Source organism: Geodermatophilus sp. CPCC 205761 (genome assembly GCF_051383655.1).
In the GTDB taxonomy this organism is placed as follows: Bacteria; Actinomycetota; Actinomycetes; order Mycobacteriales; family Geodermatophilaceae; genus Geodermatophilus.
This window is the reverse complement of sequence record NZ_JALPKQ010000005.1, coordinates 20791-38562: the sequence shown is the minus strand read 5'-3', so window position 1 is coordinate 38562 and position 17772 is coordinate 20791. Positions and strand designations below refer to the sequence as shown.

The following is a 17772-nucleotide window of genomic DNA, read 5'->3' as shown; positions in this document are numbered from 1 at the left end:
GCCTCACCGCGGCTCGGCCTCCCGGCCGCGGCCCGTCCCGTCGTCGGCACCGCGCCCCTCGCCCTCCCCGAGGGACGGCAGCCCGGGCCGGATCCGGCGGAGGTGCCGGGGGAGGCGGCGGGGCCAGGCGTCCTGCCCCCGCTGCCGCTCCTCCCCCGCCTTCGCGTCAGCCACGGGGGTCGAGGGCGTACCCGAAGGAGAAGACCCCGCGGGGGTCCACCGCCCGCTTGAGCTCGAGCAGCCGCTCGGCCACCGGCGGCGGGTAGGCCGCGGCCACCTCGGCCGGCCCGGCCACGTCGCCCAGGAAGTTGACCATGCAGCCGGGCGCCGCCCAGGGGGCGAGCGCGGACAGCACTCCCCGGCCGACGTGCGGCAGGACGTCGGCCAGCTCGGGGACGGCCGGGCCGAGCACGAGCACCGACCAGGCGGCGTCCCGGCCGGCGACCGCGTTGGGCGCCCCGGGCTGGCGGGCCAGCGCGCCGCCCATCATCCGGATCTCGGCCATGACCAGCGGCACCTCGACCTGCGGACCGGCCGCGGCGAGGAACGCGTCCACCGTCTCCTCGGTGAGCTCGGCGAGCAGCATGCCCTTCTCCCAGCCGGGCATGGGGTCCTTCGGGTCCATGTGCACGGCGTCCATCTCGGTGGTCCGCAGCGGGCCGATGAAGCCGAGCACGATCCGGCCGGCCGCCTTCATCGGCTCGACCAGCCGCTCGCCCTCGGCGAGGTCGTCGCCGCAGTAGGAGTAGCGCAGGTGGACGACGGTCTGCCCGCGCAGCGGCTCGGGCAGCTCCTCCATGGGCGGCAGCCGCAGGACGGCGATGGAGGTGCCGACCTCCTCGGGCATCGTGGGCGCCCAGGTGCGGAAGGCGTGCAGGACGGCGGCGGCGTCCTCGGCGGCGAAGAAGATGCCGCCGCCGACGATCGACCGCACGGGCACCAGCTCGATCTCCAGCGAGGTCACGATGCCGAAGTTGCCCTTGCCGCCGCGGACGGCCCAGAACAGCTCGGGCTCGCTCTCGGCGCAGACGGTCCGCAGGGCGCCGTCGGCGGTGACGATGTCGAAGGAGACGACGGCGTCGGCGGCGAACCCGAACCGGCGGCCCAGCGAGCCCATCCCGCCGCCCAGGGTGTAGCCGACCACCCCGACGTCGGACGACGAGCCGCACAGGCCGGTCAGCCCGTGCTCGGCGGCGGCCGCGAGCAGCTTCTCCCACTTGACGCCGGCCTCCACCCGGGCGGTGCGGCGGCCCGGGTCGACCGTGACGCCCTGCATGCGCCGGGTCGAGACGAGCACCGAGCCCGCGGCGTTGCGGACCGGGCCGTGCCCGGTGGCCTGGACGGCGACCGGCAGGCCGTGCGCGACCGCCCAGGAGACGGCGGCGGCGACGTCGGCCGCGCAGGTGGCGCCCACCGCGACCGCGGGGGTGTGCCTGACGGCGACGTTCCACGCGAAGACCTCGGCGGCCAGCCCCTCGTCGCCGGCGGCGTAGACCGGGCCGTGGACGCGGCTGCGGAGGTCGGCGACGGCAGCGGGCGGGATCCCCGGTCCGGCGTCGTCGGCGGCGGTGCGCGGGGCGGGGATCGTCGGGGACGCGGGGCGGACCTCGGTGGGGCTCATGACGGCGGGTTCCTCGGTGACGGTCGCGGCTCTCGCGCCGCGGGGCTTCTCTCGGACGGGACGACCCTCGCGGCGCGGACTTGCCGGGCACTTGCAGCCGGCTTGCGGCGGCTCTTGCACCCGATGGCGCGCGGGGAGCCCTCCCCTTCCGGCGCCGGACCTGGGAAGATCCCGCGTCGTGCACTACCGCGTCCTCGGGCCCCTCGAGGTCACGGGTCCCGACGGACAGCCGGTCGACGTGGGTGGCGCCAAGCCGCGTGCCCTGCTCACCCTGCTGCTGGCCGAGCCCGGCCGCGCGGTGGCCATCGACCGCATCGTGTCCACGCTCTGGGGCGACGAGCCCCCGCCGACGGTCACCGGCACGCTGCAGGCCTACGTCTCCCACCTGCGGCGGGTCCTGGAGCCCGACCGCGGCCCGCGGGAGGCACCGAAGGTCCTGCTCACCCGGCCCCCCGGCTACCTGCTGCAGGTGGGCCCGGCGGACCTCGACAGCCTGCGGTTCGCCCAGCTGGTCGACGAGGGCGACCGCGCCGTGGAGGCCGGCGACCCGGCCCGCGGCGTCGCGCTGCTCGACCGCGCGCTGCAGCTCTGGCGCGGGGCGCCGCTGGCCGAACTGGGTGACACCCCGACGGCGGCCACCGACCGGCTGCGGCTGACCGAGCTGCACGTGCGCGCCCGCGAGCGACGTTGCGACGCGCTGCTGGCGACGGGCCGGGCCGACACCGCCGTCACCGACCTGCAGCACCTGGTGGCCGAGCACCCGCTGCGCGAGCGGCTGTGGGCGCGGCTGGTCACCGCCCTCTACGCCGCCGACCGGCAGGCCGACGCCCTGGACGCGCTGCGCCGGTGCACCGAGCTGCTGCGCGACGAGCTGGGCATCGACCCCGGCCCGGAGCTCCGCGACCTCGAGCGGGCGGTGCTCCGGCAGGACCCCCGGCTCACCGACCGCGTGCCGCGCCCGGTGCTCTCCGTCGTCCCCCCGCCCGCGCCCATGCCGGCGATCACCCCCGGCGCCGAGACCCTGGTCGGCCGGCAGGCCGAGCTGGCCCACCTGCGCGCGGTCGCCGAGCAGGCGGCCGGCGGGAAGCCCGGGATCGTGGTCCTCGGCGGGGAGGCCGGCATCGGGAAGACCCGGCTGGCCGAGGCGGCCGCCGACGCCGGCCGCGCCGCCGGCTGGACGGTGGCCTGGAGCCGCTGCGCCGACGACGCCGGCGCCCCCGCGCTGTGGCCGTGGACCCAGGTGCTCGAGCAGCTGGCCCAGGAGCCGCTGGACCCGGCGACCGACGCCCCCTCCGCCGACGCCGACGCCGCCCGGTTCGCGCTGTTCCAGGGGCTGCGCGCCCGGCTCACCGCGGCGGCCACCCGCCCGGTCCTGGTCGTGCTCGACGATCTCCAGGGCGCCGACACGACCTCGGTGCAGCTGCTGGGGCTGCTGGCCCGGCACCTGCCCCGCGCGCCGCTGATGATCGTCGTCACCGTACGGACCATCGGCGAGGACCTGCCCGAGCCGGTCGTCGACTGCCTGGCGCGGCTGAACCGGGAGCCGGCCGCGAGCCGGATCCGGCTCGCCGGGCTGAGCACCGAGGACGTCGCCGTGCTGATGGCCGGGCAGCTCGGCGCCGTCGGCGGGCACGCGCTCGCCGAGACCGTCCACGACCGCACCGCCGGCAACCCCTTCTTCGTCGTCGAGCTGGCCCGCTGGATGGTCGGGGCGCACGACCTGCACCTGGACCGGGTGCCGGTGCCGCCGTCGGTCGGCGAGGTGCTGCGGACCCGCCTGGACCGGCTGCCCGCCGGCACGCGGGAGGTGCTCGAACTGGCCGCGCTCGCCGGCCGCGAGGTCCCGCTCGACCTGCTGGAGACCGCCGGCACGGCCGCGGAGGAGGCGCTCGCCGCGCTGGACCAGGCGATGGCGTTCGGACTGGTCGTCGAGGGTCGGCAGCCGTGGAGCTGGCGGTTCACCCACGCGCTGGTGCAGGAGGTGCTGCACGACGACCTGCCGCGGCTGCGCCGGGCCCGGCTGCACGCCCGGCTGGCCGCAGCCCTGGAGCGGCGGGCCACCGGCGGGCGGGCCGACGACCCCCTGGTCGAGCGGCTGGCCCACCACTTCGTCGAGGCGGTGCCGGTCACCGGGCCGGCGCCGGCGCTGCGCTACTCGACCGCCGCCGCGCAGGCCGCCCGGGAGCGGCTGGCCCACGGCGAGGCGGCGGCCCACGTGCGGCGGGCGCTGTCCCTGCTCGACCCGGGCGAGCCCGGTGCCGCCCGCACCCGCCACGACCTGCTGACCGCGCTCGGCAACGACCTGCTCAGCAGCGGCCAGCGGACCGAGGCCCGGGAGGTCGTCGCGGAGGCGATCGCGGTCGCCCGCGAGCTGGGCGACCGCCGGTGCCTCCTGGAGGCGGCGGCGGTGTGGGGCTCGCCGACGCTGTGGAACTGGCGGCCGCACGGCGTCGTCGACCACGAGATGGTGGCCCTGCTCGAGGACCTGCTGGAGAACAGCGACGAGAGGGGTGGGTGGGGCGACGACACGGCGTCGCCCGAGGAGCGGGACCGGCTGACCGCCCGGCTGCTGGGCACCCTCGGGGTGGAGCTGGCCTTCAGCGAGGACCTGCAGCGGGGTCCGCGGTACGCCGAGCGCGCCGTCACGCTGGCCCGCGAGGTCGGCGACCCCGAGCTGCTGGGCCGGACGCTGAACAACTACTCCCTGGCCGTCTGGGGGCGGCCGGGTGCGGCCGAGCTCCGGCTGGCCGCCACCGACGAGGCGCTCACGCTGGCCGGTCGCGGGCTGCCCCGGCGCACCGAGTTCTACGCCCGGCTGCACCGGGCGGCGATCCGGCTGCACCTGTGCGACCTGCGCGGCTTCGAGGCCGACATGGACGCCGGGCGACGGCTGGCGATCTCGCTGTCGGGGCCCGAGGTGCGCCCGCACGTGCTGTGGCAGCAGGCCGGCGCCGCCTGGCTGCGCGGGGACGCCGCCCGGGCCGAGGAGCTGACCACCGAGGCCTACGAGCTGTACCGGAAGGTCACGCCGCACGCCGCGCACGCCTTCGCCGCGCACCAGTTCACCCTGCGCCGGGGCGACGCCCGGCTGCCGGAGGCGATCGAGCTGCTGGTCCGGACCGGCGACGAGGGCAACCCGCTGCTCCAGCTCATGGCGGTGCTGGCCGCGGCGGAGTCCGGCGACCTGACCGAGGCGCGGCGGCTGCGCAAGCGGTGGGGCCGCACGCAGGTCCGCGACTGGGCCAGCGACGTGGCCACCCTCCTGCAGGCGGAGGTGGCCCTGCAGATCGGCGACGAGCCGGAGATCGAGATGGCCACCGTGCAACTGCACCCGTTCCGCGGCCGGCAGGCGGTGCTCGGGACGCCGTCGTTCAGCCTCGGCGCCTACGACGAGCTGCTCGGCCGGATCGCCGAGCGCACCGGCGACACCGTCGCGGCCCGTGAGTGGTGGCTGGCCGCCCGGCGGCAGGGCCGGCTGGTGGGCTCGCCGCACCAGGTCGCGCTGGCGGAGTCACACCTGGCGCGGGTGCCCGAGGAGACCGCGACCCGCCCCCGACGCAAGCGGCCGACCGCCCCGAAGTCGGCCTGAGCCGAGGCGCGCCCGTCGCGGATCGTCCGCACCGAATGAGTCGCCCGGCTCCCTCCGGGACGACGCTGACCGTGGACCACGGCTCCGCTGACCGTGGACCCCGGCCCCGGAGGAGGAACGCGATGAACGAGACCTCGCAGCCCCACCAGGAAGCCAACTGGCAGGCGCAGGCCCGGATCGGCGTCTACGGTGGCCCCTCCGACCGCCCGACGGGCTGGGCGGCGTGGATCGTCTTCGCGGCGGTGCTGCTGACCGTGAGCGGCCTGTTCGCCGTGATGCAGGGCCTGACCGCGCTGCTGAACGACGACTTCTACCAGGTGGGCGCCAGCGACCTGATCGTCGACTCGGACTACGCGGTCTGGGGTTGGGTGCACCTCGTCCTGGGCGTCGTCGCGATGGTCACCGCCTGGGGCCTGCAGCGCGGCAACACGGTCGCCCGCGTGGCCGGCATCGCCATCGCCGTCCTCAGCATCCTGGTCAACCTGGCGTTCCTCCGGGCGTACCCGTGGTGGTCGACCATCGTGATCGCCTTCGACGTCGTGGTCATCTACGCGATCAGCGTGCACGGCGACGAGGTGCGCGGGTCGGCATGAGCGACCGGCGGGAGGCGCGCTGTGCCAGCCTTCCGGCATGGACCCCGCCCCCCTCGGAGCCACCAGCGAGGTCGGCCGGCTGCGCACCGTGCTGCTGCACCGTCCCGGCGCCGAGCTGCGCCGGCTGACGCCGCGCAACAACGACCAGCTGCTCTTCGACGGCGTCCCGTGGGTGCGGCGCGCGCAGGACGAGCACGACGCCTTCGCCGCCGAGCTGACCGCCCGCGGCGTCGAGGTGCTCCACCTGGACCGGCTGCTCGCCGAGGTGCTCGCCGTCCCTGCGGCCCGGACCGAGCTGATCGCCGCGGCCGTGGACGACCCGCGGCTGGGCGCCACGCTGAAGCGGGCGGCCGCCGCGCACCTGGCCGGCCTCGCCCCCGAGGACCTGGCCGGCGCGCTCATCGCCGGGCTCGCCCACGACGAGCTGCCCGGCGGCCGCGGCCTGTCCTTCGAGCTGATGGACCGCGGCGACTTCGTCGTCCGGCCGCTGCCGAACCTGCTGTTCACCCGGGACTCGTCGGTGTGGGTGGGCGACCAGGTCGCGGTCACCTCGCTGGCCATGCCGGCCCGGCACCGGGAGAGCACCATCACCGCCGCCGTCTACACCCACCACCCGCGCTTCGCGGCCGCCGGGCAGCTCTACGACGCCTCGCTGGAGCACCTCGAGGGCGGGGACGTGCTGCTGCTCGCGCCCGGCGTCGTGGCCGTCGGGGTGGGCGAGCGGACGACGCCCGGCGGGGCGGAGCGGCTGGCACGGCGGGTGTTCGCCCGCGGCCTGGCGCACACGGTGCTCGTCGTCCCCATCGCCCAGCGGCGGGCCACGATGCACCTGGACACGATCGCCACGATGGTCGACGCCGACGCCCTGGTCATGTACCCGGCGGTCGCGGACTCGCTGGTCGCCTGGACGGTCACCGCCGGGGTGGGTGGGGCGAGCGAACGGCACGACGACACCACCGACCTGACCGTGCGCGGACCCGCCCCGTTCCTCGAGGCCGCGGCCGCCGCGATGGGCATCGACCGGCTGCGGGTGATCGACACCGGCCTGGACCCGGTCACCGCCGAGCGCGAGCAGTGGGACGACGGCAACAACACCCTGGCCCTCGCGCCGCGGCTGACGGTGGCCTACGAGCGGAACACCGTCACCAACGCCGCGCTGGAGGCGGCCGGGATCGAGGTCGTGCGGATCGCCGGGTCCGAGCTGGGCAGCGGCCGGGGCGGCCCGAGGTGCATGTCCTGCCCCGTCCGCCGCGACCCCCTCTGACGGTTTCCGCGGAAACCGACGCGGGGTGGGCGTCGATTTCCGCGGAAACCGCCGGTCAGGGGGCTACAGGCCCTGGGCGAGGCGGTGGTAAGCGGCGCTCCAGCGCAGCTCCTTGGCCAGCGACCGGCGGGTGGTGTCGGCGTCGATGAGGACCAGTTCGGTCGAGAACACCTCGGCGAGGTCGGTGAGCTCCTCGGCGCCGATCGCCGTCGACAGCACCGTGTGGTGCGGGCCACCCGCGGTGAGCCAGCCCTCGGCCGACGTCTCGAAGTCCGGCCGCGGCTGCCACACCGCGCGGGCCACCGGCAGGTTCGGCAGCGGCTCGGCGGGCTCGACGACGTCGATCTCGTTGGCCACCCAGCGGAACCGGTCGCCGAGGTCGCACCAGCCCACCACGACGCCCTCGCCCGGAGCAGCGGTGAACACCAGCCGCGCCGGGTCCTCGCGGCCGCCGATCGACAGCGGGTGCACCTCCACCTGCGGCTTGTCGCCGGCGATGGTCGGGCAGACCTCGAGCATGTGCGCGCCGAGGATGGCCGGGGTGTCCGCGGCCAGGTCGTAGGTGTAGTCCTCCATGAAGGAGGTGCCCCCGGGCAGCCCGGCGGCGGCGACCTTGAGCGTGTGCAGCAGCACCGCGGTCTTCCAGTCGCCCTCACCGCCGAAGCCGTAGCCGTCGGCCATGAGCCGCTGGACGGCGAGGCCCGGGAGCTGGCGCAGCCCGCCGAGGTCCTCGAAGTTGGTGGTGAAGGCGCCGAAGCCGCCGTCCTCCAGGAAGGTGCGCAGCGCGGCCTCGATGCGGGCCTGGTACCGCACCGCCTCGTGCTTCGGCCCGCCGGGGCCGGCGTCGGAGGCGAACTCGTAGAGGTCGCCGTACTCGGCGACCAGCGCGTCGACGGCGGAGTCCTCGACGGCGTCGACCACGGCGACCAGGTCGTTGACGCCCCAGGTGTTCACCGAGACGCCGAACCGGATCTCGGCCTCCACCTTGTCGCCCTCGGTCACCGCGACGTTGCGCATGTTGTCGCCGAACCGGGCCAGCCTGAGCGACCGCACGGCGGCGGCCGCGGCGGCGGCCCGCGCCCAGGAGCCGACCCGCGCCCGCACCCGCGGGCTGTCCACGTGCCCGGCGACCGTCGTCCGCGGCATGCGCAGCCGGGTCAGGATGAACCCGTACTCCCGGTCGCCGTGGGCGGCCTGGTTGAGGTTCATGAAGTCCATGTCGATCGTCGCCCACGGCAGGGCGGCGTCGGCCTGGGTGTGCAGGTGCAGCAGCGGCTTGCGCAGCGCGTCCAGGCCGCTGATCCACATCTTCGCCGGGGAGAAGGTGTGCATCCAGGTGATGACGCCGACGCACGCCGGGTCCTCGTTGGCCTCGCCCATCGCCCGGCGGATCGCGCCGGCGTCGGTGAGCACCGGCTTCCAGACCACCCGGATCGGGACCTCACCGGCCTGGTCGAGCGCCGCGGCCACCTGCTGGGACTGCGAGGCGACCTGCTGGAGCGTCTCCTCGCCGTACAGCCCCTGGCTGCCGGTCAGGAACCACAGCTCGTGCCCGGTGAACGGGTCCGTGCGCATCAAGCCTTCCTCACTGTCCGTAGACGTTCTGGTAGCGCGCGTACAAGGAGTCGATGTCGGTCCGGTCGATGGGCAGCGGCTGGCCGAGCTGGCGGGAGAAGTGCACCGTCCGGGCGACGTCCTCGGTCATGACCGCCGCCTTGACGGCGGCCTTCCCCGACGGCCCGATCGTGAAGACGCCGTGGTTCTGCATGAGTACCGCCGGCGACCGGGAGCCGCGGAGCGTGGCCACGATGCCCTGGCCGATGGAGTCGTCGCCGATGAGGGCGAACGGGCCGATCGGGATGGGGCCGCCGAACTCGTCGGCCATCGCGGTGAGCACGCAGGGGATCTCCTCGGCGCGCGCCGCCCAGGCCGTGGCGTACGGGCTGTGCGTGTGCACCTGCCCGTTCACCTCGGGCATGTGCCGGTAGACGTAGGCGTGCGCGTCGGTGTCGCTGGAGGGCTTCTTCACGCCGTCGACGGCGTTGCCGTCGAGGTCGCAGACCGTGATCCCCTCCCAGGTCAGCTCGTCGTACTCGACCCCGCTGCCCTTGATGACGAACAGGTCCTCGCCCGGCACCCGCTCGGAGACGTTGCCCGACGTCCAGGTCACCAGCGCGTAGCGGGTCAGGTAGGCGTGCAGCGCGGCCACGTGCTCGCGCTGCGCCCGGTGCGTGCCCCGCTCGGTGCGGGATCGGGTGGTGGTCATACCGGCTGCTCCTCGGGACGTGCTGCGGACGTGGTCTCGGCGTCGGCGTACGGGGTGCGCGCGCTCGTACCCGCGGCCGCAGTGCTCACTGACAGGGACTCACACGCATGTCACGGCGGCTCGCTCGACCGGGAGCCCGGCGACGTACCGCTGCATGAACGCGTCGAAGCCGGCGACGTCGGCCGGCTCCGGCCGAGCGGTATGCAGGCTGGTGCCGGTGAAGACCGTCGTGTCCAGGTAGTCGGCCAGGGTCTGTCCCGGCGTGCGGGCGGTGGCGAAAGCGGCCAGGACGGCGATCCCCCAGGCGCCACCCTCGGCAGCGACGTCCCCGACGGACACCGGGGTGTCGATCGCGGCGGCGAGGAAGCGTTGCGCCACGCCCTTGGTCCGGAACAGGCCGCCGTGCGCGAACATCCGGTCGAGCCGCACGCCCTCGGTCTTCTGCAGGACGTCCATGCCGATCCGCAGCGTGGCGAGGGACGCGAACAGGTGCGTCCGCATGAAGGTGCCGAGGTCGAACCGGCTGTCGGGGGACCGCACGAACAGCGGCCGCCCCTCCTCGAAGTCGGTGATCGGCTCCCCGGAGAGATAGTTGTAGGCCAGCATCCCGCCGCCGTCGGCGGCACCGTCGAGCGCGGCGGAGAACAGGACCTCGAAGATCGCCGACGAGTCCGCCTCGGCACCCAGCGCCCGGGCGAACTCGGTGAACAGACCGACCCAGGCGTTCAGCTCACTGGCCCCGTTGTTGCAGTGCACCATGGCCACCGGGTCGCCGGCCGGCGTGGTCACGAGATCGAGTTCGCGGTGCATCCGGGTGAGTTCGCGCTCGAGCACGACCATGGCGAAGATGCTCGTTCCCGCGGAGACGTTGCCGGTGCGCGGCGCGACCGAGTTGGTGGCGACCATCCCCGTGCCCGCGTCACCCTCGGGTGGGCAGAGCGGGACGCCGGGACGCAGCCGCCCGGTCGGGTCGAGCAGCTTCGCGCCCGCCTCGGTGAGCTCGCCGGCCGGCTGGCCGGCGGACGCGATCCTGGGCAGCAGGCCGACGAGGCTCAGCTCGACCCCGGCCTCCGCAGCCAGCTGGTCGAACCGGGCCAACATCGTGCCGTGGTAACCGCCGGTGCCGGCATCGACGGGGAACATGCCGCTGGCATCGCCGATGCCGAGCACCTTCTCGCCGGTCAGCTGCCAGTGCACGTAGCCGGCCAGGGTCGTCAGGTGATCGAGCGAAGCGACGTGGTCCTCGCGGTCCAGGATCGCCTGGTAGAGGTGCGCGACGCTCCACCGGTGCGGGATGTTGACACCGAACTCCGCGCTGAGCCGCTCTGCCGAGGGGCCCGTGTTCGTGTTCCGCCAGGTGCGGAACGGCGTGAGCAGCTCACCGTCGGCGTCGAACGCCAGGTAGCCGTGCATCATCGCCGACACGCCGAGCGCGCCGACTCCTGCCAGCTCGACCCCGTGGCGTCGCCGTACGTCGTCCGTCAGAGCCGCGACACTCTGCTGCACCCCTGCCCAGACGGCCTCCAGCGAGTACGTCCACCGCCGCTCGACGAACTGGTTCTCCCAGTCGTGGCTGCCGACCGCGAGCGGAGCGTGGTCCGGACCGACGAGCACTGCCTTGATCCGCGTCGATCCCAGCTCGATCCCCAGGGCCGTGCGGCCTCCGGTGATCGCCCCGCCGACATCCATCGTCATCTCTCGCGACCCCTTCGCCACAGAGTGGTGAGCTCGGTTCCCTGGTTCCCGGTGGTGAGCGAAGCACCGCCGGTCCCCGTACCTCGCCGCCGCGGGCGACGTCCGGCAACGGGCATGTTAGCGCTAACACGGACGGACGTCACACCGCGCGGCCCGGTACCGACCCGGTGCTCGACCGGATCAGCAGCTCGGCCGGCACCGGGTCGGGGTGCAGCTCCTCACCCCGCAGCCGGGCCAGGACCAGCTCGACACCACGCCGGCCCAGCTCGGCGAAGTCCTGCCGTACGGTGGTCAGCGGCGGGGTGAAGTACGGCGACTCGGGCAGGTCGTCGAAGCCGACCACGCTGATGTCGCGGGGCGCGTCGAGCCCCTCCTCGTGGAACGCCGCGAGCAGACCGAGCGCCATCTGGTCGTTGGCCAGGAAGACCGCGCTGATCGCCTCGCCGTCCCGCACCCGGCCGGCCAGCCGCTTGCCGGCCACGTACCCCGACGACGGCGTCCAGTCGCCGCCCAGGTGGTCCGGCACCGGGGCCCCGGCCATGGTCAGCTCGGTGCGCCAGCCCTCGATGCGGTCCCGCGCCTCCTGCGAGTCGGCCGGCCCGGTGACGTGGTGGACGGTGCGGTGACCGAGCTCGAGCAGGTGCCGGGTGGCCTGCCGCGCGCCGGCCACCTGGTCCACGCCGACGGCCGGCCACTCCTTGGACCCCCCGCTCTGCACCGCGACCAGCGGCACGGGGGCGTCCAGCCCGTGCAGCGCCTCGGCGGCGTCGTCGTAGGTGCCCAGCGCGACCACGGCGTCCACCGACTGGGCGACGAAGCGGTCGAGGGCCTCGCGCATGGCCCCCGCCGTCGCCTCGTCGAGCACGGTGACGCTCAACGAGTAGCCGGCCGTGCGGGCGGCCTGCTCCAGACCGACCAGCGTCTGCGCCGGGCCGTACTGGTTGATGTTGACCGTGACGAAGCCGATCGTGCGGGTCGATCCGGTGACCAGCGCCCGCGCCGCGGTGTTGGGCCGGTACCCCAACTCGCGGATGGCCCGCTCCACGCGCTCGCGGGTCTGCGGAGCGACGTTGCGGTGGCCGTTGATGACCCGCGAGACGGTCTGGTGCGAGACACCGGCGCGGGCGGCGACGTCGGACATGACCAGCGCGCGGGACGCCCCGTCGGGCTCCACCGTTCCCACTCCCCTCGTCGGGTGCCACCGGTCCGGTGGTGTCGGGGGCGGCCCCGCGGCATGCCGCGGGGCCGCCCGACGGCTCAGCGGGAGCTGCCGGCCCGCCGCTTGTTGTAGACGTCGAAGGCGACCGCGAGCAGCAGCACGAGGCCCTTGACCACCGACTGGATGGACTGGTCGATGCCCATGAGCTGCATGCCGTTGCTCATGACGGCCATGATCAGACCGCCGACCATGGCGCCGACGACGGTGCCCACACCGCCGGTGACGGCCGCGCCACCGATGAAGCAGGCGGCGATGGCGTCGAGCTCGAACATGTTGCCCGCGCCCGGCTGGGCGCCGTTGGACCGCGACGAGAAGACGACGCCGGCGACCGCGGCCAGGAAGCCCATGTTGACGAAGATCCAGAAGTTGACCGCCCGGACCTTCACGCCCGACAGGGTCGCGGCGGCGAGGTTGCCGCCGATCGCGTACACCTGGCGGCCGAACACGGTCCGGTTGGTGATGACGCCGTAGGCGATGATCAGCACGGCGAGGATGATCAGCACGATCGGCAGGCCACGGGCGTGCGCCAGCTGCCAGGCGAACCACATGACCACCGCGCCGACCAGGACGATCTTCGCCACGAACAGCGGGAAGGACTCGACCGGCTGCTGGTACTTGATCCGGGCCAGCCGGGTGCGGAACTGGCTGTAGGCGTAGCCGGCGACGGCGACGCCCCCGATGAGCAGGGTGAACGCGTCGTAGCCGTTGCCGCCGAGGAGCCCGTTGAGGAAGCCGCTGGCGATCCGGCTGTACTCCGACGTGAACGGCGAGAGCGAGATGTTGTCGAGCACCTGCAGCGTGAGCCCGCGGAACAGCAGCATGCCGGCGAGGGTCACGATGAACGCGGGGATGCCGACGTAGGCCACCCAGAAGCCCTGCCACGCGCCGATCGCGAGGCCGACGGCGATCGCCGCGAGCGCCCCGGCCCACCACGGCATGCCCTGGCGGATGACCAGGACGGCGGACGTCGCGCCGGTGAGCGCGACCACCGAGCCGACCGACAGATCGATGTGGCCGGCGATGATCACGATGACCATGCCGATGGCCAGGATCAGGATGTAGGAGTACTGGAGGACGATGTTCGTGACGTTGCCGGGGGACAGCGACGTGCCCCCGGTCAGGATCGCGAACAGCGCCACGATCACCACGAAGGCGACGTAGATGCCGCTCTGCCGCAGGTTGCTCGTCAGCAGGGCGCGGACGTCGCTGGTGCCGGCGTGCAGGGCGACAGCGGGCGCGACGTCCTTGGGCCCCGTCGAGGTCTGGGCCTCCGGCTCCGACGAGGGGGGCACGGTCCTGGTCATGCCGCCAGCTCCTTCTCCTTGGTCATGAGCTCCATCAGGTTCTCCTGGGTCGCCTGACCGACGGGCAGTTCACCGGTGATCCGGCCCGCGGACAGGGTGTAGATGCGGTCGCAGACCCCCAGCAGCTCGGGCAGCTCGGAGGAGATGACCAGCACCGCCTTACCGGATGCGACCAGGCGGTTGATGATCGTGTAGATCTCGTACTTCGCACCCACGTCGATGCCGCGGGTGGGCTCGTCGAGGATGAGCACCTCGGGGTCGGTGTACAGCCACTTGGACAGCACGACCTTCTGCTGGTTGCCGCCCGAGAGCTTGCCGACGACCGAGGCGACGCTCGGGGCCCGGACGTTCATGCTCTTGCGGTAGCCCTCGGCGACCTTGATCTCCTCGTTGCCGTTGACGAAGCCCCTGGTGGCGAGCTTGTTCAGGGCGGCGGCGGAGACGTTGCGCCGGATGTCCTCGATGAGGTTGAGGCCGTAGTGCTTGCGGTCCTCGGTGGCGTAGGCGATCCCGGCGTCGATCGCCTCGGCGACGTTCTTGGGCCGGACCTCCTTGCCGTGCACGAACATCCGGCCGGTGATGTTGCGGCCGTAGGCCCGCCCGAAGATGCTCATCGCCAGCTCGGTGCGCCCGGCGCCCATGAGGCCGGCGATGCCGACGACCTCCCCGGCCCGGACGGTGAAGCTCGCCCCGTCGACGATCTTCCGCTCCTGGGTCGGGTGCCAGACCGACCAGTCCTCGACCCGCAGCACCTCCTCGCCGGGGTGCGACTCCCGCTCCGGGTAGTAGCTCTCCAGGTCGCGGCCGACCATCCCGCGGATGATCCGCTCCTGGGTCACCTCGCCGGCATGCAGGCTCAGCGTCTCGACCGTCTTGCCGTCGCGGATGACCGTCACGTTGTCGGAGACGGCCGTGATCTCGCCGAGCTTGTGCGAGATCATGATGCAGGTGATGCCGCGCTCCCGGAGCTTGCGCAGCAGATCGAGCAGGTGCGCCGAGTCGTTGTCGTTGAGCGCGGCGGTCGGCTCGTCGAGGATCAGCAGCCGCACGTCCTTGGAGAGCGCCTTGGCGATCTCCACCAGCTGCTGCTTGCCGACGCCGAGCTGGCCGACCGGGATGACCGGGTTCTCGTCCAGCCCCACCGAGTGCAGCAGCCGGGCGGCCTCGGCATTGGCCTTGTTCCAGTCGATGAGGCCACCGCGCCCCTTGCGCTCGTTGCCGAGGAAGATGTTCTCGGCGATCGAGAGATAGGGCACCAGGGCGAGCTCCTGGTGGATGATCACGATCCCGACGTGCTCGCTGTCGCGGATGCCGTTGAAGCGGACCGGCTGACCGTCGAGGACGATCTCGCCGTCGTAGCTGCCGGAGGGGTACACCCCCGAGAGGACCTTCATCAGGGTCGACTTGCCGGCGCCGTTCTCGCCGCAGATGGCGTGGATCTCGCCACGCTCCACGGCCAGGGTGACGTTCTCCAGCGCCTTGACGCCGGGGAAGGTCTTGGTGATGGAGCGCATCTCCAGGATGTGATCGGCCATGGACCTCGTCGTCCTCGTCTCGAGCGCTGCGGTGTGGAGCTGTGCTGTCAGGATCGTCGTCCTCCGGCGTTGCGGCGCGCCGAACGGGGAACGACCCCGGTGGTACCGGCCGGGCCCGGCAGCGTCGCTGCCGAGCCCGGCCGGGCTCAGGGGAGAGGTCAGTCGGCCTGGCCGCTGGCGACCTCTTCCTCGGTCCAGTACTCCGTGTCGATCAGCACGGACTGGATGTCGTCCGCGAACACCGTCTCGACGGGAAGCAGGTAGGACGGGACGACCTTGACGCCGTTGTCGTACGTCTCGGTGTCGTTGGCCTCGGGCTCGTTGCCCTCGGCGAACGCCGTGGCGGCGACGACGGCCTGCTCGGCCAGCAGACGGGTGTCCTTGAAGATCGTGGAGCTCTGGACACCGTCGCGGATGAGCTTGACCGAGGCGATCTCGGCGTCCTGACCGGTGACGGGCGGCATCGGGTTGGCGGCGTCGAGCGTCGGGCCGTAGCCGGCGTTCTGCAGCGCGGTGATGATGCCGCGGGAGATGCCGTCATAGGGCGACAGGACACCGTCGACCCGGGAGCCGTCGTTGTACGTGGAGGTCAGCAGGTCCTCCATGCGCCGCTGGGCGGTCTCCTGCTCCCAGCGCAGGATCGCGGCCTGCTCGATGCTCGTCTGACCGGACTTGACGACCAGCGTGCCGCTGTCGATCAGCGGCTGCAGGACCGACATGGCGCCGTCGAAGAAGAAGAAGGCGTTGTTGTCGTCCAGCGACCCGGCGAACAGCTCGATGTTGAACGGGCCGGTGGCGGTGCCGGGCTGCCCTTCCGGGGTCTGCAGGCCCAGGCCGGTGAGCAGGGCGTTGGCCTGCGCGACGCCGACCTGGAAGTTGTCGAACGTGACGTAGAAGTCGACGTTCTCGCTGTCGCGGATGAGCCGGTCGTACGAGATGACCGGGATGTTGTTGGACGCCGCGTTCTCCAGCTGACCGGCCAGGGCCGTGCCGTCGATCGCCGCGATGACGAGGATGTCGGCACCCTCGGTGATCATCTGGTCGATCTGCTGCGACTGGGTGGGGATGTCGTTGTTCGCGTACTGGAGGTCGACGGCGTACCCCTCGCCCTCCAGCTGCTCCTTGACGTTCTCGCCGTCGGCGATCCAGCGCTCGGAGGTCTGGGTCGGCATGGACACGCCCACCGTCAGGTCCTCCGCGTCGCCGCCGCCGGCGCCCCCGCTACCGCCGGCGCCCTCGCCGCCGCACGCCGCCAAGGTCAGCGCCAGGGTGGCACTGAGGGCGGTGAAGCCGAGCCTCTTGCTCACGTGATCTCCTCCTCGAGACTTCTGCGCGCTCGACCCGGCGCAGGCCCGCCCGTGGCGAGCGGAGACAGTGTGAGCGTTAACAACGGGTGCCCGTCAACCCCTGGACGACAAGTCATCGTCACGGTCTCGTAACGCTGCAGCCGTTCGAGTGCACTACGTCGCGACGCGGCGGGCCGGCGGCTGCTGTCCGGTGACGACAGCGGACCGCGAGTGCCGCCGACTCCCACGACTTTCGGCGCGGAAAGTCCGGGCCACCCCACCGACTTTCGACGCGGAAAGTCCGACCGACCCCGGACTCCCCGTGCGGGAGTCCGGGGCGAGCTCAGCGGAGGGTGATCTGGCGGGACAGCAGCCCGGCGCGGGCGCGGCGCTCGTCGGGGGTCAGCGGTTCGGTGGCGGCCAGGGCCTGCTCCAGCCGGGACTGGAACTCCGACGCCGGCCCCGTCCAGTCGGCGGCCGGGGCGTCGGCCGGCAGGTCCCACACCGGGACGACGAGGCCGTGCGCGCGGAACGCACCGGCGTAGCGGGTGCCCTCGCCGAGGGTGATCTGCTCCGCCGCCCGCAGCCGGGCCAGCGCGTCGAGCAGCCGCTCCTCGGCCTCCGGCCGCACCCAGCGCAGGTGCGCCCGCTCCGCGCCCGGCCGCACCCAGTAGGCGGCACCGAGCCCGGGCAGCAGCTCGGTGGGCAGCACCGCCGCGTTGGCCTGCTCCAGCCCGGCCTGCGCGGCCGGTCCGGCGTCGGTGCCCTCGAGCCAGAACCCGAAGTCCGGGTGCACGGTGACCTCGAAGGGCGCGTCGAGGTCGAGCAGCTCCTGCAGCCGGGGCCCCGCCGATCCGGCGCCGCCGATCGGGCCCGGGTCGACGGGGGCGCCGGCCGGTGCCTCGAGCGCCGCGGCCAGCGCCGTCCCGAGGTCGCGGCTGACGTCGTCGGAGGAGGTCTGCAGCTGGACCCCGAGCATGATCTCCCCGCTCGCCCGGACCAGGGCGGGGGCGCCACCGGGCAGCACGCTGGCGAGGGTGACGTCGCGGCCGTCGGCCGTCCTCAGCGGCACCGTCGCGGCGGGCACCAGCTCGCGCAGCGCCACCCAGTGCGGCTCGCCGGGCAGGCCCTCGAACGGCCGGGTGACCGGCGGCGCGTAGCCCGAGCCGTGGCAGTGCTTGTACCGGCGGCCCGAGCCGCAGGGGCACGGCGCCTTGGGGTTGACGTCCCCGTCGGCGGCGGGGGCAGCGGAGCGCTTTCGTGTCGCGGAGCGGGCCATGGCACGAGCCTACGGAGCGGCCGTTCCGGCCCCCGTCCAGAGGCTCCGGCCCCGTCCAGAGGCTCCGGCCCCGTCCAGTGGCTCCGGCCCCGTCCAGAGGCTCGCCCCGAGCGTGCGAGGG

At 73.6% G+C, this 17772-nt stretch carries 13 protein-coding genes; 3 read left to right on the top strand and 10 right to left on the bottom strand.

Going from position 1 to position 17772, the window contains the following annotated elements; all coding sequences use genetic code 11:
- Positions 1–3: 3 nt before the first annotated feature.
- Positions 4–174, bottom strand: coding sequence for a hypothetical protein (locus MY526_RS04255; RefSeq protein ID WP_436703309.1), 171 nt, complete (start codon positions 172–174; stop codon positions 4–6).
- The gene (locus MY526_RS04250; RefSeq protein ID WP_436703308.1) at positions 167–1621 is read right to left on the bottom strand and encodes an FAD-binding oxidoreductase; all 1455 of its coding nucleotides are present in this window, start codon (positions 1619–1621) and stop codon (positions 167–169) included. The genes MY526_RS04255 and MY526_RS04250 overlap by 8 nt, the downstream gene beginning before the upstream one ends.
- A gap of 178 nt (positions 1622–1799) precedes the next feature.
- On the opposite strand from MY526_RS04250, the gene MY526_RS04245 reads away from it, so the two are divergent.
- From MY526_RS04245 to MY526_RS04235, 3 genes are all read left to right on the top strand, one after another.
- Positions 1800–5210 carry a BTAD domain-containing putative transcriptional regulator gene (locus tag MY526_RS04245; protein WP_436691095.1) on the top strand — a complete coding sequence of 1137 codons (3411 nt, stop codon included), beginning with the start codon at positions 1800–1802 and terminating at the stop codon, positions 5208–5210.
- 122 nt (positions 5211–5332) lie between these two features.
- Positions 5333–5803: a DUF7144 family membrane protein gene (locus MY526_RS04240; protein ID WP_436691096.1), complete on the top strand. Its 471-nt coding sequence runs from the start codon at positions 5333–5335 to the stop codon at positions 5801–5803.
- Positions 5804–5840: 37 nt separating this feature from the next.
- Positions 5841–7067, top strand: coding sequence for an arginine deiminase (locus MY526_RS04235; RefSeq protein ID WP_436691098.1), 1227 nt, complete (start codon positions 5841–5843; stop codon positions 7065–7067).
- 63 nt (positions 7068–7130) lie between these two features.
- On the opposite strand, the gene araA is transcribed toward MY526_RS04235, so the two are convergent.
- The 8 genes from araA to MY526_RS04195 form a co-directional block, all read right to left on the bottom strand.
- Positions 7131–8642, bottom strand: a complete 1512-nt coding sequence (gene araA / locus MY526_RS04230) for an L-arabinose isomerase (protein WP_436691100.1) — start codon at positions 8640–8642, stop codon at positions 7131–7133.
- A gap of 10 nt (positions 8643–8652) precedes the next feature.
- Positions 8653–9333 carry an L-ribulose-5-phosphate 4-epimerase gene (locus tag MY526_RS04225; RefSeq protein ID WP_436691102.1) on the bottom strand — a complete coding sequence of 227 codons (681 nt, stop codon included), beginning with the start codon at positions 9331–9333 and terminating at the stop codon, positions 8653–8655.
- 99 nt (positions 9334–9432) lie between these two features.
- Positions 9433–11028, bottom strand: a complete 1596-nt coding sequence (locus MY526_RS04220; protein WP_436703307.1) for a xylulokinase — start codon at positions 11026–11028, stop codon at positions 9433–9435.
- 139 nt (positions 11029–11167) lie between these two features.
- Entirely contained in the window at positions 11168–12202 is a 1035-nt protein-coding gene (locus MY526_RS04215) for a LacI family DNA-binding transcriptional regulator (RefSeq protein WP_436691106.1), read from the bottom strand.
- An 83-nt stretch (positions 12203–12285) separates the two neighbouring features.
- Positions 12286–13551 (bottom strand): multiple monosaccharide ABC transporter permease, encoded by a 1266-nt coding sequence (gene mmsB / locus MY526_RS04210; RefSeq protein ID WP_436691108.1) that lies wholly within the window; start codon positions 13549–13551, stop codon positions 12286–12288.
- Positions 13548–15086 carry a multiple monosaccharide ABC transporter ATP-binding protein gene (gene mmsA, locus MY526_RS04205; RefSeq protein WP_436691110.1) on the bottom strand — a complete coding sequence of 513 codons (1539 nt, stop codon included), beginning with the start codon at positions 15084–15086 and terminating at the stop codon, positions 13548–13550. Before mmsA ends, mmsB begins: the two co-directional genes overlap by 4 nt.
- A gap of 158 nt (positions 15087–15244) precedes the next feature.
- Positions 15245–16393: a multiple monosaccharide ABC transporter substrate-binding protein gene (gene chvE / locus MY526_RS04200; RefSeq protein WP_436691112.1), complete on the bottom strand. Its 1149-nt coding sequence runs from the start codon at positions 16391–16393 to the stop codon at positions 15245–15247.
- Positions 16394–16715: 322 nt separating this feature from the next.
- Positions 16716–17651: a DUF5926 family protein gene (locus tag MY526_RS04195; RefSeq protein ID WP_436691114.1), complete on the bottom strand. Its 936-nt coding sequence runs from the start codon at positions 17649–17651 to the stop codon at positions 16716–16718.
- Between the last annotated feature and the right edge of the window lie 121 nt (positions 17652–17772).